Source organism: Seonamhaeicola marinus, assembly GCF_008085455.1.
In genome coordinates this window covers 620,841-644,415 of sequence record NZ_VSDQ01000718.1, presented here as the reverse complement: position 1 = coordinate 644,415, position 23,575 = coordinate 620,841, and the positions used below count along the sequence as shown (strand labels likewise).

Here is a 23,575-nt window from a genome sequence, read left to right as displayed (position 1 = left end):
AGAAATTATTCTTTAATACGTTCTTTATAAGTACCTTTTTCGGTTTCAACTTTTATTTTATCACCTTCATTAATAAATAAAGGCACATTAACAGTTGCCCCAGTTTCTACAGTTGCAGGTTTAGTTGCATTTGTAGCTGTATTACCTTTTACACCTGGTTCGGTGTGTGTTACTTCTAAAATAACACTTGCTGGCATATCTACAGAAAGTGGCATACTATCTTCAGAGTTAATAAGAACGGTAACAACTTCACCCTCTTTCATTAAACCTGGATTATCCAAAACAGCTTTCTGTAATTCAATTTGAGAATAATCTTCTGTATTCATAAAGTGATATGTGTCTCCTTCATTATATAAGAACTGAAATTTATGTGTTTCAACTCTAACATCCTCCAATTTATGACCAGCAGAAAACGTATTATCAATTACTTTTCCTGTGGTTACACTTTTAAGCTTAGTTCTAACAAAAGCAGGTCCTTTACCTGGTTTTACATGTAAAAACTCAACTATTTTATAAATATCATGATTATATCTAATACATAATCCGTTTCTAATATCACTTGTAGTTGCCATATAATTAATTTGATTTAAAATATCCTTTCATAATACCTCGGTGCGAATTCTTAATGAATTGAAGAATTTCATCACGTTCTGGTGTTGCCTGCATTTCGGCCTCAATAATGCTTGAGGCTTGAGTATTGTTATAATTCTTTTGATATAAAATCCTATATATATCTTGAATCTCTCTAATTTTTTCTGTTGAAAAACCTCGTCTTCTTAATCCAACTGAGTTAATCCCAACGTAAGACAATGGTTCCCTAGCCGCCTTAACAAAAGGAGGAACATCTTTTCTAACCAATGAACCACCGGTAACAAAGGCATGATTACCAACAGAAACAAACTGATGAACAGCTGTCATACCTGCCAAAACCACATAATCACCAACATTAATATGCCCAGCTAAAGTACTGTTATTAGAGAAAATACAGTTGTTACCAACTATACAATCATGTGCAATATGACAATACGCCATAATTAAACAATTGTTACCCACAACGGTTTTCATTCTATCTGATGTACCTCTATTTATTGTAACACATTCTCTAATGGTTACATTATCTCCAATTTCAACAGTTGTATCTTCTCCATCATACTTCAAGTCTTGAGGAATGGCTGAAATTACAGATCCTGGGAAAATACTACAGTTTTTACCAATTCTGGCCCCTTCCATAATGGTAACGTTACTACCAATCCATGTACCTTCACCAATAACAACATTATTATGAATAGTTGTGAACGGTTCAATTACAACATTTTTGGCAATCTTTGCTCCTGGATGTACGTATGCTAATGGTTGATTCATTTCTTATTTTACTTTTGAGATTTGGGCCATTAATTCTGCTTCTGCACATAATTTACCATTTGCATAGGCATAACCTTGCATATGGCAAATACCACGTCTAATAGGCGTAATTAATGAACATTTAAATATTAGCGTATCTCCAGGAACCACTTTTTGTTTGAATTTAACGTTATCCATTTTCATGAAAAATGTTAAATAATTCTCGGGATCCGGAACTGTATTTAAAACTAAGATACCACCAGTTTGCGCCATGGCTTCAACAATTAAAACACCTGGCATAACTGGAGCACCTGGGAAATGACCTTTAAAGAACTCCTCATTCATAGTGACGTTCTTAGTAGCCGTTACATAACTCTCAGTTAATTCAAAAACCTTATCTATTAATAAGAAAGGTTGTCTATGCGGTAGCATTGCCATTATTTGTGTAATATCCATTAATGGCGGTTGGTTCAAATCTATATTAGGAACGTTATTTCTACGTTCGTTTTTAATAATTTTTGCTAGTTTTTTTGCAAATTGGGTATTTACATAATGCCCTGGTTTATTTGCGATAACTTTACCTCTTATTCTGGTCCTAACCAAAGCTAAATCGCCTAAAACATCTAGTAATTTATGTCTAGCAGCTTCATTAGGGTGATGAAGTGTTAAATTATCTAAAATACCATTTGGCTTAACAGCTATTGAATCTTTATTAAAAGCAGTTTTTAGCTTTTCAATAGTTTCTGGAGATATTTCTTTATCAACATACACAATGGCATTATTTAAATCACCTCCTTTAATAAGGCCATGCTCTAGTAACATTTCAAGCTCATGCAAGAAACTAAATGTTCTAGAATCGGCAAAGTCTGTTTTAAACTCAGACAATGTCTTTAAATTCGCATTTTGAGTACCCAAAACCTTAGTTCCAAAATCCACCATGGTTGTTATTTGATACTCTTTTGCTGGCATTACCAGAATTTCGCTACCAGATTCTTCATCTGTATAAGACACTATTTCCGTAACTTCAAATTCTTCTCTAAACGCATCTAACTCTACAATTCCTGCTTTTTCAATAGCTTCAACAAAGAATTTCGAAGATCCATCCATTATTGGTGGTTCAGAAGCATCTAATTCTATAATAGCATTATCAATATCTAAACCAACTAAGGCCGCTAAAACATGCTCAGATGTCTGTATGGCAACGCCATTTTTTTCAATGCGTGTACCTCTTTGTGTATTGGTTACATAATTTGCATCTGCCTCAATAACAGGCGCTCCTTCTAAATCTACTCTCTTAAAAGCTAGTCCAAAATTAGCTGGGGCTGGTGTAAATGTTAAAGTTACATTTTTACCAGTGTGTAAGCCTACGCCAGTTAATGAAACTTCTTTTTCAATAGTTTTTTGTTTGATGTCAGTGTTTATAATTCCCATTATTTCTTTTCTAATGCGTTTATACTTTTAACAATCTTGGGTAGATTTTTAAAATGAACATATGATTTATTGTAGTCTGAATAAGGTAAAGCTGGAGATCCTTGAAGGACTTCATTATCCTTTACATTTCTTCCTATACCTGATTGCGCTTGAATTTTAACGTTGTTACCTATGGTTATGTGACCAACAATACCTACTTGACCACCAATTTGACAGTTTTCGCCAATTTTAGTGGAACCTGCAATTCCTGTTTGGGCAGCTATGACGGTGTTCTTGCCAATTTCAACGTTATGCGCTATTTGAATTTGGTTATCTAATTTAACCCCTCTTCTGATAATTGTTGATCCAAGAGTTGCTCTATCAATAGTAGTAGCAGCACCAACATCTACAAAATCTTCCAATATAACATTACCAATTTGTGGTACCTTTTTATATTCTCCATTTTCATTTGGAGCAAAACCAAATCCATCGGCACCTATAATTACTCCAGAATTAATAACACAGTTATTACCAATTACACATTCAGAATATATTTTAGCACCAGCAAATACTACCGAATTATCTCCTATAACCACATTATCACCTATGTATACATTCGGAAATATTTTTACATTATCTCCTATTTTTACATTTTCACCCAAATAGGAAAATGCTCCGAGATAAATATTCTCTCCATAACTTGCAGAATCTGCTTTATAATGAGGTTGCTCAATGCCTACCTTATTATTTTTTACTTGATTATAATATTCTAAAAGCTTAGAAAATGCTTTATAAGCATCATCAACTTTAATAAGTGTAGTGCTAATATCGTTTTCTGGTTCAAAACTCTTATTTACGATTGCTACAGTGGCCTTGGTAGAATATATATGAGCGGTATATTTAGGATTTGCCAAAAAGGTAAGAGAGCCTTCTGTTCCTTCTTCTATTTTTGATAGTTTGGATACTTCTGCATCTGGATTTCCTACTACATCACCTTCTAGTATCCCTGCAATTTGTTGTGCTGTAAATTTCAACTTAAATAAAGATTGTTTTTTTAATTAGTTCAGTTGCGCAAAAATAGGAAAAATGTGCTAAAGTCTATTATACACTATTTCTTATTATTTGTTATTTAAATACGTAGATTCCTTCGGATAGCATAAATAGTACTTAGTCACTGGTTTAGAAAGTGTCTTAAGGTTTAAATGATCTGAAGCTTTTACGATATCCGATATTTTTCCAGACTTGTACAGTATATTAATACTTTTATGTTTTAACTGATAGGCTTGATTAGAGATACTTCCTTTAAAAACAAAATATTCTGCTTCTTCTCTCTTTATATTATATGTAGTAATTAAGTCTTGAATATGTTCCTCTAGATCATTTTCTTTTATTTGCTTTTTCTTTAGTTTAATTTTAAGCAAGTTTCTGTTTATAATCATCTGACTTAAACGACTTAACACAAAATCATCGTGGTATTGCCACGCCTTCATTGCCGAAATAATATCATAATCATCTAACTGCGCAAATACCTCTAAGGTTTCGGTTGTAAAGTTTTCTATAGATATTTTGTTGTCTAGAAAATACATTAATGGCTTACTGGCATAAAGTTGAATTCCTGTATTATAAAGTTCTTTAGCTCTTTTAAGCATTCTAATCAACAACTGCTCTGCTACTAAACTTGTTTTGTGTAAGTATACTTGCCAATACATTAAACGTCTGGCAACAATAAACTTTTCCACGCTATAAATGCCTTTTTCTTCTACAACTAATTCATCGTCAACCACATTTAACATGGTAATTAAACGCTCGCTATTAATATTTCCTTCTGCAACACCGGTATAAAAACTATCACGTTTTAAATAATCTGCCCTATCCATGTCCAATTGTCCAGAAATAAGCTGACATAAAAAGTTTCGTGGATATTCACCTTTAAATATTTTTATGGCAAGCGTTAAAGTTCCGTTAAATTCATCGTTTAATTTCTCCATAAACAATAACGAAATCTCTTCATGAGACACATTGTTTACAATACTATGTTCCATAGCATGAGAGAAAGGCCCGTGCCCGATATCATGTAAAAGTATAGCCACATATAAAGCATTTTCCTCCGCTTCAGAAATGTTAACTCCTTTAAAACGAAGCACATTTACGGCTTGTTGCATTAAATGCATACAACCAATGGCATGATGAAACCTTGTGTGATGCGCTCCGGGATAAACTAAATGAGACATCCCCATTTGCGTTATTCGCCTTAGTCTTTGAAAGTATTTATGTTGAATTAAATCAAAAATTAACGAATTTGGAATAGTAATAAATCCGTAAATTGGGTCGTTTAATATTTTAAGTTTATTCAAACTTTTGGGATTAAGATTATTTTCCAACAAATATAATTATTACAATAACAATTAATAAGCCGCATTTAATGAATACGATACAAATTCTTTGGGTTGATGATGAAGTAGATTTATTAAAACCTCATATTCTATTTTTAGAACAACGTAATTACAAAGTAACTACATGTTTAAGCGGCACTGAGGCACTGGATATACTGGAATCTGAAAGTTTCGACATTGTTTTTTTAGATGAAAACATGCCAGGACTAACAGGATTAGATACTTTAAATGAAATTAAAGAAAAGCAGGATAACCTTCCTGTGGTTATGATTACTAAAAGTGAGGAGGAATATATTATGGAAGAGGCTATTGGTAATAAAATAGCCGATTATTTAATAAAACCTGTGAATCCGAACCAGATACTTTTAAGTTTAAAAAAGAACTTAGATCACTCAAGATTAGTTTCAGAAAAAACTACTTCTAATTATCAGCAAGAGTTTAGAAAAATAGCCATGGATTTGGCTATGGTAAACACTTATGAAGAATGGGTGGAGCTATATCAAAAGCTAATTTATTGGGAAATACAATTGGAAGATATTGAAGACACAGGGATGTTTGAGATTTTAGAATCACAAAAAGTAGAAGCTAACATTCAATTTGGCAAGTTCATAGAAAAAAATTATCCCAATTGGTTTAAACCACACACAGACGCTCCTGTAATGTCTCATACACTTTTTAAAGACTGTGTAGTGCCCGAAGTAACCAAGCAACAACCAACACTTCTTGTGGTTATAGACAACCTAAGGTATGACCAATGGAAAGTATTTGAACCAATAATTAACAATTATTACAAAAAGGAGAAAGAAGAAGCGTTTTTTAGCATACTTCCCTCGGCTACACAATACGCCAGAAATGCCATTTTTTCTGGTTTAATGCCAAGTGATATGGAAAAACTATTTCCGCAATTCTGGAAAAATGATACCGATGAAGGTGGTAAAAACTTGCATGAAGCAGACTTTTTAGAAGCACAAATGAAACGTTTAGGACTTAACAACCTAAACTACGAGTACCACAAGATTACGAATTTAAAAACAGGCAAAAAGTTAGCTGGTAACTTTAAATCCCTTAAAAATAATGATCTCACAGTGGTTGTTTACAACTTTGTGGACATGTTATCGCACTCTAAAACTGAAATGGAAGTTGTTAAGGAACTTGCTTCTAATGATAAAGCATACAGATCGTTAACCTTAAGTTGGTTTAAAAATTCTCCATTGCTAGACATGATACAGCAGGCGCAGCAATTAGGTTTTAAGCTTATTTTAACCACAGATCACGGCACTATTAATGTTAAAAATCCTTCTAAAGTAATTGGAGACCGCGACACCAGTTTAAACTTAAGATATAAAACTGGACGTAGCCTAACCTATGATAACAAAGATGTATTGGCTTCTAAAAATCCTAAAGAACTACACCTCCCTTCTATCTCCATGAGTAGCTCTTTTATTTTTGCTAAGAGTGACTTGTTCTTTGCCTACCCCAATAACTATAACCACTACGTAAGTTATTACAGAAACACTTACCAACACGGTGGTGTGTCTTTGGAAGAAATGGTGATTCCATTTGCAGTTTTCTTACCCAAATAATCTATGTAATGCATAATTTAACGACGAAATACACTTTTTTCTAGGATTTCTTAAAATATATTTCTATTATTGCATTAAAAATTGTTCAATTTGAAAATTAGTTATACGCTAGAAAACATTGATGCTGTTGCAAAAGAAATCATTAAAAACCTGAAAACTAAAACCATATTTCTTTATGGCGATATGGGAGCTGGCAAAACAACACTTATTAAAATGTTAGCAAAGCAGTTAGGTAGTAATGATGCTGTAAGTAGCCCAACATTTTCAATTGTGAACGAATATGAAGCGGAACAACATGTAATTTACCACTTTGATTTATACAGAATCAAAGATATTGAGGAAGCTTATAATTTTGGAATAGAAGATTATTTGTTTTCAAATAATTGGGTAATTGTTGAGTGGCCGCAGTTAATTGAACAATTAGCGCCCAATCAATATGATAGAATTGATATTACAATTAAGGATAACAATTCTAGAACGTTGAAATTAAATTTTAAGCCCGAATTAACCTAAAACAACCTGCTATTTTATGCTAAAATCCAAATAAAAAACCACCTGTTTTTAAAGTTTTACGGTAAAACCACATAGATGATTTTACAAAACAGACGTTTTTAACATTTCTTTAACATTTTGACGATTACCACACCTTAGTTCTTATTTACTTTTGGAGTAATTAATTAATTAAATCCCTTATAAAATGAAAACTAAAAAGTATTTAATCGCGATAGCATTACTAGGAGGAATGTTATTTTTAGCACAAGCAGCTACTGAGTTCAACACAGATGGAGAACAAACAGCAATCAGAAAGAAAGATATCAAAGTTCCAGGACAACACAGATAGAAAAAGTCTTGTCTTAGGAAGTGTTGTTGCTACACTCATTGCAATAACACCTTACTTATTCTACTTACATGAAAGTGTTCCAAATGTTAAATCATGGGACACTTTTTTTGGCTTATATGAAAGCAACTATTATGAGAGCGTATTTGTTTTAGCATGGACTTTAACAAGTAAATTAATTCCTCTTTTTTTATTATTCGTTTGGATTTTCACATGTAAACATTGGTGGTATCATACTTTACTAGTTCCAATTGCAATGTATTTTTACCAAATAATTGTAGTTTTGAATGATGATTTAAGCTTTGCTGACAGCAATCAAATGCTATATTTAATTCCTGTTATGGCAATAGTAATTCCCACCATATATCTGGTTCGAGCACGCATTTTTAATAGAATTAATGAAGCCAATAAGTCTATGGAAGAATTAGAAGAAGAATTAATGATATCTCCTAAAAACTTTTGGGGTAAAGTTAAAGACTACTTTTAAAGGTCGCTTCTTTCCAATCGATCTCTTTCATTTAAATCTATAGATTTTTTATTAGATTTCAATTTCGTATTGCCAAACTTATAGTTAAAAGCAACCGTAAACTGCCTATTTTCCATCCTAGATTGCATTAGAATGTCTTGATTTAGATATTTAGTACTTTGATTGAAATTTTGAGTATTAAAAATATCTGTAACTCCAATACTTAAAGAAGCTTTGTTTTTGAGGAAAGTTTTCCTTAAACTGATATCCAACCCAAATCTGTCGCTCACAATAGATGGTCCATCAGCTAAAGGTGAGATGTATTGTAAAGACACATCTGCAGTTAAACTATTATCTTTTAAAAAGGTAAAATAGTTGGCTATTTGAGCGTATACAGACCATTTATCGGTATTGTTTATTTGGTTTCCACTTTCTAAGCTCACATACTTATTGTCGTAGTAAAACAAAGAGGTTAAAGCATAAAGGTTCCAACCTTTTGCAATAGCGGTGTAAGTCATAAAATCAAAACCATAAGAGATACTTCTGTTTATGTTAGTATTTACATATTTTAAGATGTTCTCTTCATTATCTTGAAATGCTATTTCTATTGCAGGATCATTTTCGTATCTGTAATACAGCTCAAAAGTGTACGTATCATTAAGTGTATACCCCAACGTAAACACATCATCTACCTGCGGAACTAATCTAGGGTCTCCTGTTATATAAGAATTATCATTTAAAAAGAATTTAAAAGGGTTTAATTGGTTATATCTTGGCCTGTAAATACGTTTGTTGTAATTAAAATACAACTCATGCTTATCATTTACTGTTTTAGAAACATGTACAGATGGAAATATTTTAAAATAATTGTTTTCACTCTTTTCGTTTTCCGAAACAGAAGTTCCAGTAGTCTCTGTATATTCAGTACGAACACCCACTTTAAGGCTTAACTTCTCCCAATCTTTTGCTAAACTTACATAGGCTGCATAATTTTCTTCATCATAGAAAAAATTATCAGAGTTATCTATATCTTCAATTCGCTCCTCTTCTTCAAAATTATACTGGGTTAAAACACTTTCTGAATCAATATGAGAAGTTTTTATCCCTGCTTCAAAAGACGTTGATTCATTAATTGGCAATTCATAATCTAATTGACTTGTGTTTAACTTAATAACCTGACTAGAAAAGGTTTGAAATCTATTTTCTCTTATTAAACTATTATTGGGAAACAAATAATCAGTATCTACATTTTGAAAATTAGAATAGTCGTAATTTGTATGATGAAGACTTACCAATAGCTGCTCTCCTTCTCTACTAAACTTATGAACATAATCAAGAGTAAAAGCCATATTAAATGACTCTAAAACGGACTCATTAAATGTGTTAAAAGTAGAATCTAAAACTTTATTAGCTCCAAACACTTTAGTACTAGATTTTACATCGGTTTGCGAATTCCTTCGAGGAGCAATTAACATATTCGTAGTAAGACCAATGGAATTCTTTTCATCAAAATCATAATCTATATTAGCGTTTATTGAATTATATCTTGATTCCCTATCTCTGTTATAATCTGTTTCCCAACTTGAGGTATTCGTATTGTTTTCTATAAAATTAACAAACTCGTCTTTTTCTCTATAATCCTTTCTTGGGCTAATATTATAGTTTATGTAAGTGCTGAGTTTTTTAGTTTTAAAAAAATGACTCGTGCCAATAGAGTACTTTGGAAACTCAAACCCCTGTTTATAACTACCAAATACACTCCCATGATAACCTGCAACGATATTCTTACTCGTTACAATATTTAAAACAGCACCGCCCTCTGCTTCATATTTAGCCGGTGGGTTGGTTATTACTTCTATAGATTTTATGTTTTCGGCAGGTGTAGACTCTAGTAACTGAAGGACTTCATCTGCAGATAAGTGAACACGTCTGTCATTAATATAAACCGTGGGAGCAGAATTTTTTACTGTTATTGAGCCATCATGTACCAAAACACCTGGCGTATGCTTTAAAACATCTAATACATTATTATTGGATAGGGTTGAATTTTCAACATTAAACACTAACCTATCTACCAAACGTTTTACCGTTGGTCTTTTAGCAACAACTGTTACACCCTCTAAGGCTTCTGCATTTTCCCTGAGTAACAATGTACCCAAATCAATATTTCCAATAAGTTCAATCTCCTTCTCAAAAGTTTGGAAACCTAAATAGCTAATTTTAATCTTGTAAGTGTTTGTTTTTAAACTTTCAAAAGAGAATACTCCACTTTCATTTGATGTTGTTCCATCAATAATTTCATTATCTAAAAGCAGTACAATATTAGAAAAGGCTATAGGCGTATTAGCTTCATCTTTAACCACACCTTTTAAACTAAAGTTTTGACCAAATGAAACATAAAACAAAAAAAGGAAAGAGAGTAATAATAATCTTTTTATCATGCAGATATTATAAAAACAAAAGTATAACAATTAAATAACAATAGTTTGAGGTAAAACCACACCAAAAGTAATTAAAATTCTCACTTATAAAAGCTCTAACACTTATAATCTGTAATTATATTTCATTTTTTCTAAGAGCAATATAAATTTAATTTGTAATTTCAATTTTATTAACTATCCAACATATGTCCAAACCACTTTCTCCATTTACCAAACAACAGTTATTACCTCAGGAAGAGAAGCTTGAGATTTTTAAACGTAAAGGCGAATTATTTATTGGAATTCCAAAAGAAACAGCTTTCCAAGAACAACGTATTTGTTTAACTCCGGATGCAGTGTTTGCTTTAGTTAATAATGGACATAGAGTGCTTTTGGAAGCTGGTGCTGGTGAAGGTGCTAGTTTTAGTGATAGAGATTATAGTGAGGCGGGAGCTGAAATTACCAAAGACACCGCTAAAGTATTTGGCTGCCCAATGATTTTAAAGGTAGAACCCCCTACTTTAGAACAGATTAAACTCATTAACCCTCAAAGTATTTTAATTTCTGCATTGCAGCTTAAAACGCAAACCAAGAAGTATTTTGAAACACTTGCTGCAAAACGAATTACTGCACTTGCTTTTGAATTTATTAGAGATGCAGATGGTACCTACCCTGCCGTGAGATCATTAAGCGAAATAGCAGGAACAGCTTCGGTTTTAATTGCTTCTCAATTGTTAGCTGACACAAAAGATGGCAACGGTTTAATGTTTGGAAACATTAGCGGGGTACCACCAATTGAAGTTGTTATTTTAGGTGCGGGTACGGTTGGTGAATTTGCGGCAAGAGGTTCTATTGGACTTGGTGCAAACATTAAAGTTTTTGATAACTCTATCACTAAACTAAGATGTATACAAACCAATTTAGGACGCCCTTTCTTTACGTCTACAATACAACCGAAAAATTTAACCAAAGCTTTAAGACGATGTGATGTTGTCATTGGAGCTGTTAGAGGTAAAAATAGAGCACCGATTGTCGTTACAGATGATCTAGTTCAGAAAATGAAAAAAGGCTCTATCATTATTGATGTAAGTATAGACATGGGCGGATGTTTTGAGACAAGTGAAGTAACATCTCATTTAAAACCTACTTTTGTGAAACATGGTGTTATACACTATTGTGTGCCAAATATACCCGCTAGATACCCAAGAACAGCCTCGGTATCAATAAGTAATATATTCACACCGTATTTAATGCAAATAGCAGAAGATGGTGGATTAGAAAATTCTTTAAGAATTGATAGAGGTTTACGAAATGGGTTGTACTTTTACCACGGAATTTTAACAAGTAAACCTGTTGGTGAATGGTTTGATTTAAGTTATAGTGATGCTAACCTATTAATATTTTAATCAGCCACAATTAATTATTTTAAATGAAATTAGTACATAGAGTTGGATATTACCTTGGAGGGTTTTCAATTGGATTAATAGTACTTATGTTTTTTTTAAGTGGAAAAAAAGTATCCTGCGATTACGGACCTGAAGCTAGGGTCTTAAAAAATATAAGAACAAAACGCATTAATTACACACAAACTTTTATAACAGATTCTGCTACCATTAACAAGGTTTTAAAATATGGAAATGTAGATTTTTCCAAAAGCGAACCACATAAAGAACCTTGTGCCACGTACTTAATTGAAAGTAGTAATAATGACTACATTTATACGTTAACTATTGAAAACTGTGACAGTATAGCTAATGTTATAGACTTTAAGGAATCTCCATAATATGATAAAAAGAAGTTTTGATATTCTTCTCTCAATTATCGGATTAATAATTACAGCCCCGTTTCTTATTCTAATTTCCGTTTTAATACGATTAGACTCAAAAGGCTCTATATTGTTTATTCAAGAGCGTGTTGGTAGACATAATAAAAACTTCAATATCTACAAATTCAGAACAATGAAGGCCCTGTCTGAAAAAGACGGTTTATTAACCCTAGGAAATAAGGATTCAAGAATAACGAAAATTGGATACTTCTTAAGGCGTTATAAAATAGACGAATTCCCTCAATTAATTAACATACTTATTGGGGATATGAGTTTTGTTGGCCCTAGACCCGAATTAAGGTACTACGTTGATTTTTATTCTAAAGAAGATTTACAGATACTATCTGTTAGACCAGGTATTACGGGACTTGCTTCATTAAAATACCGAAATGAAGTGGAGCTTTTAAAAGCAGCCACCAATCCTGAAGATTATTACATAAACACTATTATTCCAGATAAATTAAAATACAACAAGGAATACATAAAAAAGAACAATTTCTTTTTTGACCTTAAACTAATCTTTCTTACGGTAATAAAAGTTATTACTAAATAAAAGCTACAGGGCTTTCCTGCGTTTTTTCTCTTGTGTAATAAGTTTAAGCTCTCTTCCTGTTTGTCCCGCCACAGAGGTATTCTCTTCTGCCCTTCTTATTAAATACGGCATTACATCTTTTACAGGTCCAAAAGGCATGTATTTCGCAACATTATATCCTTTTTCAGATAAATTAAAACTAATATGATCACTCATACCATATAATTGCCCAAACCAAATTCTATTATCGTTATTTTCAAGTCCTTTCTCCTTCATTAAATTCATAAGCAGATAAGAACTTTCTTCATTATGTGTTCCTGCAAATAAAGAAATCCTCTTTAGATTATCTATAATGTATCTTAGACCTGCATCAAAGTTTTCATCTGTCGCCTCCTTGCTAACACAGATTGGAGAAATGTATCCTTGTTCTTCTGCTCTTTCGTTTTCTTTCTCCATGTATGCGCCTCTTACCAATTTATAGCCTAAATAATACCCTTCTTCTTCAGCCTTTTTATGTTCTCTTTTTAAGAATTCTAGTCTATCATGCCTGTACATTTGCAAAGTATTAAACACAATAGTTTTATCCTTATTATATTTTTTCATCATTTGCGTTACTAATGCATCTGCTGCATCTTGCATCCAGCTTTCTTCAGCATCAATTAGCACTTCAACATCATAGCTTTTTGCTTGTTCACAAACTACATCAAAACGTTTAATAACCCTACTCCATTCCTTCTGCTCTTCTTCAGACAGCTTTTCTTTATTTCCAATCTTCTCGTATAACCCTAGTCTACCAAACGCAGTTGGCTTAAAGACAGCAATAGGAATGGCATCTATATTTTTAGCAAATTCTATGATATTTAATATTGTTTTTAAAGCACCGTCAAATTCATTTTCATCTTCCTTACCCTCTACAGAATAGTCTAACACAGAACTCACACCTTTATCAAACATTCTATTTATTACAGGCAAACAATCTTCTTCGGTAACACCTCCACAAAAATGATCAAAAACCGTAGAGCGTATTAACCCTTCTATCGGTAAACTAGCCTTCAAGGCAAAATTTGTGGCTGCGGTACCTATTCTAACCAAAGGTTCTATGGATATCATTTTAAACAAAAAATACGCTCTTTCAAGCTCAGAATCATTCTTTAGAGAAAAAGCAATTTCAGTATTATCAAAAATTCGATTGTTTTTTTGCATTATCTTTAAAATTATACGCAAATATAATTAACCTATTGTTATAATTTTATATAAAATCTCCTTAATTTCACTGCCTTAAAAAGCATTAATAAATTCATGGAATCTATTACTTATAAAGACTGCAAAATTCATTTTAACGACGTGTGTTACACCGCAATTAACGAGCATTTGCGTGATAATAATTTCTCAAAGATTTTTATTCTAGTAGATGAAAATACACATGAAAACTGTCTTCCAATTTTCTTAGCTAAATTACAAACAGATATAGCCATAGAAATAATTGAAATAGAGTCTGGCGAGGAAAATAAAAATATAGAAACATGCGTTGGCGTATGGAATGCACTTTCGGAACTAGATGCGGATAGAAAGAGTTTGATGATTAACATTGGTGGAGGTGTTGTTACAGATCTTGGTGGATTTGTAGCATGTACTTTTAAAAGAGGAATTGCTTATGTAAATGTACCTACCACTTTATTATCAATGGTTGATGCTTCCGTTGGAGGAAAAACAGGAGTGGATTTAGGTAGTTTAAAAAACCAAATAGGTGTTATAAGTGATCCTGATTTAGTTTTAATAGACCCTTTTTACTTAAACACTTTGCCTTCAAATCAGATGAGATCTGGTTTAGCTGAAATGTTAAAACATGGATTGATAAGTGGTGAAGGTTATTGGAATAAATTTCTTGATTTATCTAAATTGGATTTAAATGATTTAGATGAATTAATTTATGAATCGGTAATTATTAAGAAAAAGGTAGTTGAAGAGGACCCGTTTGAAGATGGTTTACGTAAAACACTTAACTATGGTCATACATTAGGTCATGCCATAGAGTCCTATTTTTTAAGCAATCCAGACAAAGAAACACTTTTACATGGTGAAGCCATTGTAATTGGGATGATTTTAGCAAATTATATTTCTTCGCAACTAACAGGGTTTCCAATGGAGGTTACAGATGCCATTAAATCTTTGTTTATTAGCCATTATGGGCAAGTTGTTATTGACGAAAAAGAATACCAGCCAATAATGGAATTGTTAAAATATGACAAGAAAAACAACCATGGTAACATTAACTTTGTTCTTTTGAAATCTATTGGTAATCCAGTAATTGATTGTAAAGTGGATAATGATATCATTGTTGATGCCTTTAAATACTATGCCAGCTAAATACATCTTTCTTACTTAGGTAATAGTATATGCTTAATTTTTTCTCTAAAAAGTTATATTTAAGAGATCTACTAGAAGGTTTTGTAGATATTCACAATCATATCCTACCAGGAATTGATGATGGCGCTAAAAACACAGAAGAATCTATTGCATTAATTAAAAGGCTTAAAGACTTAGGTATTAGGCAATTTATACCTACGCCCCATGTAATGAAAGACTATTACCCTAATACCGATGAAAGTATTGGTGATGCATATCAAATTTTACTAGAAGCTTTAACGTCTACTGATCTACTTTCTGAAATTACTATTAATCCTGCTGCTGAATATATGCTTGATGATAGTTTTGAAGATTTATTAAGAAAGGAGGATTTATTTACTTTAAAGAAAAAGTATGTACTTGTTGAACTATCGTATTTTCAACCTCCAATTAATTTAGAAAGCATAATTTTTGATATAAAAGTTAAAGGATACATTCCTGTTTTAGCCCACCCGGAAAGATATAAATACTACCATAATAACTACAACTACTATCAAAGATTAAAACAATTAGGTTGCCTATTCCAACTAAATTTATTATCGCTAAGCGGACATTATGGTAAGGAAGAAAAAAATATAGCTTATAAACTTCTTAGTAATGAGTTAATAGATTTTACAGGAACTGACACTCATCATTTAAAACACATAGATAAACTATCAAAGACTATTTTACCTAATAAGGATTCAAGAAACATTCTACTCCGCTCTATTAAAAACACTAACAGTACTTTTTCAGTTACTTAATATTTTAATTTTAAGATTTAGACTTTTTAAACCAACCTCTTTTTTGAGGTTTGCCATAATAACCGTATTTAGCGCCATAACCAAAGTTGGAATCTTTTACATCATTAACTACTAACATCATGCCATTTAACTTATTTTGATCATGTATCTCCTTGGCAAAATTAAGAATACGTTTTTCAGTATAACCAGCCCTTACAACATATATAGTATGACCTGCATATTCGCTAATAAGTAAAGTATCTGTCACTAGCATCGCAGGTGCTGTATCTACAATTACGTAGTCATATTGTTCCGAAACAGAATCGAAAAGTTCTTTCATTCTATTACCCATTAATAATTCGGCAGGGTTTGGCGGTACTTTACCCGAGGCAAGAACATCTATCGTGTTTCCATTTACATCATAACTATTTACAGCTTCACCTAGTAAAATAGAGTCTTCAACTAAATACTCTGTCAACCCAATTTCAGTTACTACATTCTTCTTCTTTGTACTCAATAAAGCATCAGTCTGCGGATTTCTAATATCTGCACCTATTAACAAAACACGTTTATTTGTATTTGCAAAAGTCAAAGCCATATTCAAACTAAAGAAAGATTTTCCCTCACCATTAATTGTAGAGGTAACAAATATTACATTATTGTAATTTTTAACATTTCTTCCTTTCTTTATGTAATCTACATTTGTTCTAATTATTCTGAATGACTCAGATAAGACAGACCTATCATTTTTCTTCACTATTTTATCACTCTTACGTCCAGACGAATGAGGTACTTCTCCTAAAACTGTAATGTTCGTAATTTCTTTTTCAAGGTCTTCTTTATTATGTATTTTATTATCCAGTAAATCTGACACATATATAATACCAAAAGGTACGGAAAAGCCTAATATGATTGAAGCTAAATAAACAATAACTTTCTTAGGAGATACTGGTATGTTACTAGCAAATGCTTTATCAATAATTTTCAACTTAGGTGATGTTGAAGTCAAAGTTATAGCAGACTCTTCTCTTTTCTCTAATAAATATAAATAAAGCGACTCTTTAGTTTTTTGCTCTCGTTCTATATCCCTAGATTTACGCACTTGTCCTGGTACAGCATAAATTTTAGAATTTAACTTACTTGAAGTATTTTGTAAACTTTTAATTTCTAAATCAACAGACTTCAAAGAAGTGTTAACACTTTGTTCTAAATTATTTCTTAGATTAGCAATCTTTTGGTCTAAGTTAACTATTATAGGATTTTTTTCATTAGAACTTTTTAATAACCGATCCCTATCATCTAACAACTCATTAAACTTCTTTGCGGTGAGATTAGTAGCATTATTTGAAAAGCCAATATTCTCAGGAATTCTACTAAAACTATCCCCTTGGTTTCCTAAAATATCTTTAATGTAAGCTAGTTTGTTTTGTTCAATTCTTTTCCCGTCTATATCTCTCTCAACCTGAGCACTAGATTTTATAAAAAGATCAGCTTCGGAAACAATATTTGTAAGCTTATTTCCTCTTTTAAATTGTTCAATTTCTCTATCTGTATCGGACAAATCTTTTGCTATAAGATCAATTCTTTCATCGATAAATTTAGCTGTATTAGTAGCCTTTCTATTTTTTTCCATAATAGAAACTTGATCATAAACATTAATTAAAGTATCTATAACCATTTTGGCTTTAGTTGGAGATACATCATTTAATGATATGTTTACTATTTTTGAAAATTCAGCGGCTTGAGTTACTAAAACTTTTCTTTTGTAATATTCTGCTACCTTATTCAAGGGAGTTACGGATACAACTTGCATAACCCCTTTAAAACCTAGTAAATCAGTAGTGTTTGGAGTTATAACCAGTTCTCCTAATGGACTTTTTATAGCTTTTCCAAAATCTGAAGATTTCATCAAACTATCTTTATGAAAACTATATCTAAATTTTGAATTAGAATCAACTATCAAATTCAAGTTTAATTTTGAGTTCTCAATAACCGAATCTGATTCAATAAAGTTTATTTTTATTGGAGCCTTTTTATTAGGGAAAAACTGAGAAAAATGAAACCTTCCTTCTTGTTTGTATTGAATATTAAGTTCTAATTTTTTTACAACAAGCTCCATTAATTTTCTTGAAGTTATAACTTCAATCTCATCTTCAACATTGGTGTTATCACTTTTAGAGAAATTTTTTAAATCTTCTAAAACTAATTCTGCAGGTGTTGCCGATTGATCATCTAATATCATTAATTTCGCATAAGCATTGTACTCGGGAGTCGTATAACGCAAACGAAAAAAAGCTATTGTAAAAGCAACTACACAACTCAAAACAAACCATTTCCAATGTTTAGTATAAACACCTAACGCTTTAGCAAAATTTAATTCTTTATGTGTATTATTAATCATTACTTAACTAACTTAATTTCTAGTTAATAATATTATAGTAGAGGTAATTAGAATAGATGCTATTGATATAGCTGTGGTTGTTCTACTATCTAAAGACGATGAACTAATTGCAGATTTATTTGGTTCAACATATATAATATCATTTTGTGTTAAATAATATACTGGAGAACTAAAAATCTCTTTACTGGTTAAATCAATTCTGGTTATAGTTTTACTACCATTAAAGTCCCTAATAATCATCACATTATCTCTCTTTCCTTTAATAGTTAAATCTCCAGCTAAACCTAAAGCCTCTAATATTGTAATTCTTTCTCCAGAAACAGAATAAACTCCAGGGTTTCTAACTTCGCCTGATACAGTAATTCTAAAATTTTTAATTCTAATATTAACAATTGGATCTTTTAAGTAATCTGCAGAAAGCTTCTCTTTAAACAACTCTTTAGATTCTTCAATGGTTAATCCTTTTAATTTAACTTTTCCTAAAACAGGAAAATCAATATTTCCTTCTGCATCTATTAAATAATCAATTGATTCAGATCTTCCTATCCCGTCTCCTTTAAATAAGTTAAAAGGCTTTACAGCTTCTAAATCATAAGTAGAAACATATATACTAATTAAGTCATTTGTTTTCAATCTAGGCACAAAAGTGTCGGTATCCACTATAGTTTCAAAATTTTTAGCCTTTTGAAAGTATGCGATATCTTTCCTAGAAGCGCAGGAATTGAGTAAAACAAAAATAAAAAAGACGACTGCTGAATTGAAATAAAATTTTCTGATAGAACCGATCATATTTAAAATTTGGAGCAAAATAAGATATTAAAAAACAATTGTATACAATTTAAACAAAAATAATTTTAGTTTAAGAGAGTTTTGTCTTGAGCTGGTTTGTCTTGAGAAATACCTTTGGCCTTTTTATAAATCTGTACTCTTTTATCAAAACGCTCATAATCGGAGTTATTGGACTTATATTCAGGGATTAATTGTTTCATTTTTAAAACAATATTATTATTCTGAAAACGATTGGTTATACAAAGTTCTTCTATTTTGGCTTTTACTCTTTTAGAATCTAACTCTCTTGTCTTACTAATCATAATTTTCTTATGGTAAGTAGACAATGTGTTTTCACCATTAGCTAATAACTCTTCATAAAGTTTCTCTCCAGGCCTTAGTCCAGTAATTTTAATATCAATATCCTCAGGGTATCTTAATCCAGATAATTTAATCATATTTTTAGCCAAATCATAGATTTTCACAGATTCTCCCATGTCAAATATAAAAATCTCACCACCTTTACCCATGGTTCCAGCTTCAAGAACTAATTGAGAAGCTTCTGGAATAGTCATGAAATACCTAGTGATTTCTTTATCTGTAAGAGTTAGTGGACCACCTCTTTCTATTTGTTTTTTGAATAGTGGGATTACAGATCCATTTGAACCTAATACGTTACCAAATCTGGTAGTAATATATTTAGTTTTACTTTCTTTCTGCAAGCAGCTAATATACATTTCCGCCATGCGCTTAGTAGCCCCCATAACACTAGTTGGGTTTACAGCCTTATCTGTAGAAACAAACACAAACTTCTTAACATTATATCGAGACGCCGTATCCGCTAAAAGTTTTGTTCCGTTAACATTAATTTTAATAGCTTCATATGGAGACTTTTCCATTAAAGGCACATGCTTATACGCAGCAGCATGGAATACCATAGTAGGGTTGTGATATTGAAATATAGAATCAATTCTTAAACCATCTCTAATATCTGCTACAATAGCGGTGAAATTATGTTTTCCGTTTCGCTTTAAATCTTGTTGCACATCGTATAATGCAGATTCTGCCTGATCAACCAAAATTAAATGCTTAACATCAAAGTTTGAAATTTGATTTACTAACTCACTTCCAATAGAACCTGCAGCACCAGTAACAATGACAGTTTCCCCCTTAAATTCATTAATGAGATTAGGATTATCTATTTGAATTTGAGGCCTTCCTAATAAATCTTCAATTTGAAATTGTTTAATTTGATTAGCACTAAGTTCACCATCAATCCATTTTTCTATAGGTGGTACTTTTTTAACTATTACTTCTAAATCAGTTAAACTATCCACTAGATTAATTAATCTCTTTGGCTCAATAGTTTGAGAAGCAACTATAATTTCATCGATACTGTTATTAGATATAAACTTTTCATTCAAATCATTTCCTGAAACTATACTAATTCCATTAATTAACTTTCCTCTTTTCTTAACATCATCATCTATAAAATTAATAACATTAAAATTCTTATTAGTACCATTAAGTAAAGCATTATAAGTAATTATTCCTGAATCGCCTGCACCATAAATTAAAATATTTTTGGAGGTTTTAAATTTACACTTTAAACGATTGTATCCTATTTTAAAAAGTAGCCTACTACCTGCCATTGCTACAAAACTTAAAAGTGAGTGAATCACTATAATTGAGAATGGGATTGTAAAACTGGGAGCAAAAGAAGATGTTCTATTCACAAATACACCAGCAGAACAAATTGCAGCTATTAAAACAACAGATTTAAAAACATTAACAACATCTGTAAACCCTGTATGTCTTATAACGCTTTTGTAAGATCCAACTATTAGAAAACTTACAGTAGCTACTAAAGCTAAAAACGGAAGTTGAACTAAAAATTGTTTCGTATCGAAATTCAACGTAAAATTAAAACGCACTAAATAAGCACTAAATAAAGTAGCCAAAACTATGGCTAAATCAATAAATAATACCAACCATTTGGAAGCGTATTTTTGCGATAAATTAAAAAAGTAGTTTCGTATCATATTTATAGGTGTGGGGATTTTAATATTATATTTAGAATTCTATCTAAATCTTCTTGTGATAAATTTGAACCACTTGGTAAACAAAGACCTTTTTCAAATAAGTCTTCAGAAACACCATTAGTAAAGTGTAAACAATCTTTAAACACAGGCTGCATGTGCATAGGCTTCCATAATGGCCTTGATTCTATATCTTCTTCTAAGAGAGCTAAACGAATTTGTTCTCTCATTTCAAAAGAGCTTGTTTTAATACATGTTAACCAACGGTTTGAAAAGTAACCATCTGGTTCCTCTAAGAAACTAATAGAACTAAACTTCGACAAGTTAGCTTCATAGAATTCATGATTTTTTCTTCTAGCATTTACTCTTTCATCAAGCACTTCCATTTGTCCTCTGCCAATACCCGCTAGTACATTACTCATTCTATAATTAAAACCAATTGTAGAATGTTGATAGTGCGGGGCATTATCTCTAGCTTGTGTAGAAAGAAAAACTGCTTTATCTTTTAATTCTTGATTAGAAACTATTAAAGCACCTCCTCCAGAAGTAGTAATTATTTTGTTACCGTTAAATGATAGAATTGCAATGTCCGATAACGTTCCGCAAGCTTTTCCATTATAATAACTTCCTAGAGCTTCGGCACTGTCTTCAATAACAGGGATTTCATATTTCTTTGAGATAGCGTTAATTTCATCAGCTTTATATGGCATCCCGTACAAATGTACTGCTACAATTGCCTTTGGTTTTTTGTTTTTCTCTATTCTATCTTTAATTGCTATCTCCAGTAACTCTGGAGACATATTCCAGGTATCTGGTTCACTATCAATAAAAATCGGTGTAGCACCTTGATACATGATTGGATTTGCTGAAGCAGAAAAGGTAAAGCTTTGACATAGAACTTCGTCACCCTCACCAACATTTAAAAGCTGTAAAGCAATATGAATAGAAGCGGTTCCAGAACTTAACGCTGCAACGTACTTATCATTTTTTAAGTATTTTGATATATCATCTTCAAAACCATTTACATTAGGGCCCAATGGAGCAATCCAATTGGTATCAAAAGCTTGGTTGACAAACTTTTGCTCAGAACCTCCCATATGGGGCGATGACAGGTATATTTTGGTTTTAGTTAACATTTAATTAATAGGTTAATAGTTCATTTATAAGGGCACGCAAATTTAAGGTAAGTAAATTACCTAATCCTAATTTCATTGCTAAAAAATTTGTGATCTGCTCCCTCTCTATCATAAAACAAAATTAATTTCTACTTTAATAGCTTCTTTAAAATGTATTTCTTAAACAATTAAAAGTCCCCAAAGTTTTATGGATTAATTAGAGAGTCTTTAAGAAAGAACTTTTAATTTTTAGTAATACAATCAAATCAACTTGCTATTAATCAATTCAATTTTGTATTTTCTTGTGACAAATTTAACAATTGTTTCCTTTGTAAAACTTGTGTTATAGGTTATTTCGCTAAACGAATGATAAAATTCGGCCAAATACATTTTTAGGTTTTTTTTATGGATAAACTTTGCATATTACCGATTCTGGAAGAGTTTAAAATTAGTAATTAAAGAAAGAATTTGATATATCTTCCAATAATTTTTTAGAAAACATTGACGCTCCTTTATGAGACATATGGGTTAGGTCTTTCCAATACTCTAAATTACCAGTATCAATATAAGTTGAATAATCTTTATAATTTATATCATTTAATTTAAAATACTTTTCAGCCTTAACCTTTAAATCATTACTTAAGATTTTACATGTTGGAGATGTAAAAAACAATAATCTTGATTTATTATTGTAACATTTTTTTTTAATATTCCTTATGAATTTATCCATAAGTGGGTTTACTTCTTCAGATTTTAAATCTAATGTTAAAGCCTCCTTATTTGTTTTACTCAAAATTTTTTCAAAGATCTGTCTCTGTTCATCGGTAGGATGAATTGGATCATAACCATAATATTTTGTTACATCATATCCTGGCTTAAAATAATTTTTAATGATCCCCAAAACTTTACCATTATAAAGATAACTTTTTAAGAAATATGAAATATTGATATCTTGGGGATACAATTCATAAATATTATTTTCAATAGACTCAATTCTGGGCGCCCAATTCTTAAGACTTAAGATATCTTTAGCTTCATAATTCTCGCTAAATAAAATATTTGGATCTACATGAACCAATATTGTTTGATTTTTCTTTTTCAAAGTAGAGATTAGTACCGATGAATATCCCAACCTAGTCCCATTAACCCCCATATTAAACGACAACGAATCTATTAATTCGGTGTTTATATGATGATTTGCTCTAGAACTTCCAAAAACCAAAAGATTTACAGAGTCTTTCATTGATAAAAATTGGTTTACTTTACCAACACTTTGTCCTGAGTAGACTTTTTTTTCTAAAGATTTTATAACTGAG

General features: G+C 31.4%; 20 protein-coding genes. 8 read left to right on the top strand and 12 right to left on the bottom strand.

Annotated elements, in window-relative coordinates; genetic code table 11:
* Nucleotides 1-5: 5 nt before the first annotated feature.
* From efp to FUA24_RS20300, 5 genes are all read right to left on the bottom strand, one after another.
* Nucleotides 6-572: an elongation factor P gene (gene efp, locus FUA24_RS20320; RefSeq protein WP_148544883.1), complete on the bottom strand. Its 567-nt coding sequence runs from the start codon at nucleotides 570-572 to the stop codon at nucleotides 6-8.
* A 4-nt stretch (nucleotides 573-576) separates the two neighbouring features.
* On the bottom strand, nucleotides 577-1,362 hold the full coding sequence (gene lpxA, locus FUA24_RS20315) for an acyl-ACP--UDP-N-acetylglucosamine O-acyltransferase (RefSeq protein ID WP_148544882.1): 786 nt from the start codon (nucleotides 1,360-1,362) through the stop codon (nucleotides 577-579).
* Nucleotides 1,363-1,365: 3 nt separating this feature from the next.
* Nucleotides 1,366-2,772 (bottom strand): bifunctional UDP-3-O-[3-hydroxymyristoyl] N-acetylglucosamine deacetylase/3-hydroxyacyl-ACP dehydratase, encoded by a 1,407-nt coding sequence (locus tag FUA24_RS20310; protein WP_148544881.1) that lies wholly within the window; start codon nucleotides 2,770-2,772, stop codon nucleotides 1,366-1,368.
* Nucleotides 2,772-3,785: a UDP-3-O-(3-hydroxymyristoyl)glucosamine N-acyltransferase gene (lpxD, locus tag FUA24_RS20305; protein WP_148544880.1), complete on the bottom strand. Its 1,014-nt coding sequence runs from the start codon at nucleotides 3,783-3,785 to the stop codon at nucleotides 2,772-2,774. The genes FUA24_RS20310 and lpxD overlap by 1 nt, the downstream gene beginning before the upstream one ends.
* Nucleotides 3,786-3,869: 84 nt before the next feature.
* Complete coding sequence (locus tag FUA24_RS20300; protein ID WP_148544879.1) at nucleotides 3,870-5,105, bottom strand: HD domain-containing protein; 1,236 nt, start codon at nucleotides 5,103-5,105, stop codon at nucleotides 3,870-3,872.
* 68 nt (nucleotides 5,106-5,173) lie between these two features.
* On the opposite strand from FUA24_RS20300, the gene porX reads away from it, so the two are divergent.
* The 3 genes from porX (at nucleotide 5,174) to FUA24_RS20285 (ending at nucleotide 8,052) form a co-directional block, all read left to right on the top strand.
* On the top strand, nucleotides 5,174-6,727 hold the full coding sequence (porX, locus tag FUA24_RS20295) for a T9SS response regulator signal transducer PorX (protein ID WP_148544878.1): 1,554 nt from the start codon (nucleotides 5,174-5,176) through the stop codon (nucleotides 6,725-6,727).
* A gap of 90 nt (nucleotides 6,728-6,817) precedes the next feature.
* On the top strand, nucleotides 6,818-7,240 hold the full coding sequence (tsaE, locus tag FUA24_RS20290; protein WP_148544877.1) for a tRNA (adenosine(37)-N6)-threonylcarbamoyltransferase complex ATPase subunit type 1 TsaE: 423 nt from the start codon (nucleotides 6,818-6,820) through the stop codon (nucleotides 7,238-7,240).
* Nucleotides 7,241-7,509: 269 nt separating this feature from the next.
* Nucleotides 7,510-8,052 carry a hypothetical protein gene (locus FUA24_RS20285; protein ID WP_148544876.1) on the top strand — a complete coding sequence of 181 codons (543 nt, stop codon included), beginning with the start codon at nucleotides 7,510-7,512 and terminating at the stop codon, nucleotides 8,050-8,052.
* On the opposite strand, the gene FUA24_RS20280 is transcribed toward FUA24_RS20285, so the two are convergent.
* Nucleotides 8,049-10,472 carry an outer membrane beta-barrel protein gene (locus FUA24_RS20280; RefSeq protein WP_148544875.1) on the bottom strand — a complete coding sequence of 808 codons (2,424 nt, stop codon included), beginning with the start codon at nucleotides 10,470-10,472 and terminating at the stop codon, nucleotides 8,049-8,051. The genes FUA24_RS20285 and FUA24_RS20280 overlap by 4 nt on opposite strands.
* Nucleotides 10,473-10,657: 185 nt before the next feature.
* On the opposite strand from FUA24_RS20280, the gene FUA24_RS20275 reads away from it, so the two are divergent.
* From FUA24_RS20275 to FUA24_RS20265, 3 genes are read left to right on the top strand one after another with little or no spacing between them, the layout of a single operon-like run.
* A complete protein-coding gene (locus FUA24_RS20275) occupies nucleotides 10,658-11,857 on the top strand; it encodes an alanine dehydrogenase (RefSeq protein ID WP_148544874.1) in 1,200 nt (399 codons plus the stop codon).
* Between the two features lie 23 nt (nucleotides 11,858-11,880).
* A complete protein-coding gene (locus FUA24_RS20270) occupies nucleotides 11,881-12,234 on the top strand; it encodes a hypothetical protein (RefSeq protein ID WP_148544873.1) in 354 nt (117 codons plus the stop codon).
* 1 nt (nucleotide 12,235) lies between these two features.
* Entirely contained in the window at nucleotides 12,236-12,829 is a 594-nt protein-coding gene (locus FUA24_RS20265; protein ID WP_148544872.1) for a sugar transferase, read from the top strand.
* A 3-nt stretch (nucleotides 12,830-12,832) separates the two neighbouring features.
* Here FUA24_RS20265 and FUA24_RS20260 read toward each other — a convergent pair whose 3' ends face one another.
* Nucleotides 12,833-14,011, bottom strand: coding sequence for a proline dehydrogenase family protein (locus tag FUA24_RS20260; protein ID WP_148544871.1), 1,179 nt, complete (start codon nucleotides 14,009-14,011; stop codon nucleotides 12,833-12,835).
* Nucleotides 14,012-14,107: 96 nt separating this feature from the next.
* Here FUA24_RS20260 and aroB point away from each other — a divergent pair, with 96 nt between their 5' ends.
* Together aroB and FUA24_RS20250 are read left to right on the top strand one after the other, a co-directional pair.
* Nucleotides 14,108-15,175, top strand: a complete 1,068-nt coding sequence (gene aroB, locus FUA24_RS20255; RefSeq protein WP_148544870.1) for a 3-dehydroquinate synthase — start codon at nucleotides 14,108-14,110, stop codon at nucleotides 15,173-15,175.
* A gap of 29 nt (nucleotides 15,176-15,204) precedes the next feature.
* A complete protein-coding gene (locus tag FUA24_RS20250) occupies nucleotides 15,205-15,957 on the top strand; it encodes a tyrosine-protein phosphatase (RefSeq protein WP_148544869.1) in 753 nt (250 codons plus the stop codon).
* 10 nt (nucleotides 15,958-15,967) lie between these two features.
* On the opposite strand, the gene FUA24_RS20245 is transcribed toward FUA24_RS20250, so the two are convergent.
* The 5 genes from FUA24_RS20245 to FUA24_RS20225 form a co-directional block, all read right to left on the bottom strand.
* On the bottom strand, nucleotides 15,968-18,337 hold the full coding sequence (locus FUA24_RS20245; protein WP_148544868.1) for a GumC family protein: 2,370 nt from the start codon (nucleotides 18,335-18,337) through the stop codon (nucleotides 15,968-15,970).
* A gap of 12 nt (nucleotides 18,338-18,349) precedes the next feature.
* Nucleotides 18,350-18,997: a polysaccharide biosynthesis/export family protein gene (locus tag FUA24_RS20240; protein ID WP_394344234.1), complete on the bottom strand. Its 648-nt coding sequence runs from the start codon at nucleotides 18,995-18,997 to the stop codon at nucleotides 18,350-18,352.
* A 194-nt stretch (nucleotides 18,998-19,191) separates the two neighbouring features.
* Entirely contained in the window at nucleotides 19,192-21,147 is a 1,956-nt protein-coding gene (locus FUA24_RS20235; RefSeq protein WP_148544866.1) for a polysaccharide biosynthesis protein, read from the bottom strand.
* A gap of 2 nt (nucleotides 21,148-21,149) precedes the next feature.
* Entirely contained in the window at nucleotides 21,150-22,280 is a 1,131-nt protein-coding gene (locus FUA24_RS20230; RefSeq protein WP_148544865.1) for a DegT/DnrJ/EryC1/StrS family aminotransferase, read from the bottom strand.
* 427 nt (nucleotides 22,281-22,707) lie between these two features.
* A complete protein-coding gene (locus FUA24_RS20225; RefSeq protein WP_187388339.1) occupies nucleotides 22,708-23,502 on the bottom strand; it encodes a hypothetical protein in 795 nt (264 codons plus the stop codon).
* Nucleotides 23,503-23,575: the final 73 nt, after the last annotated feature.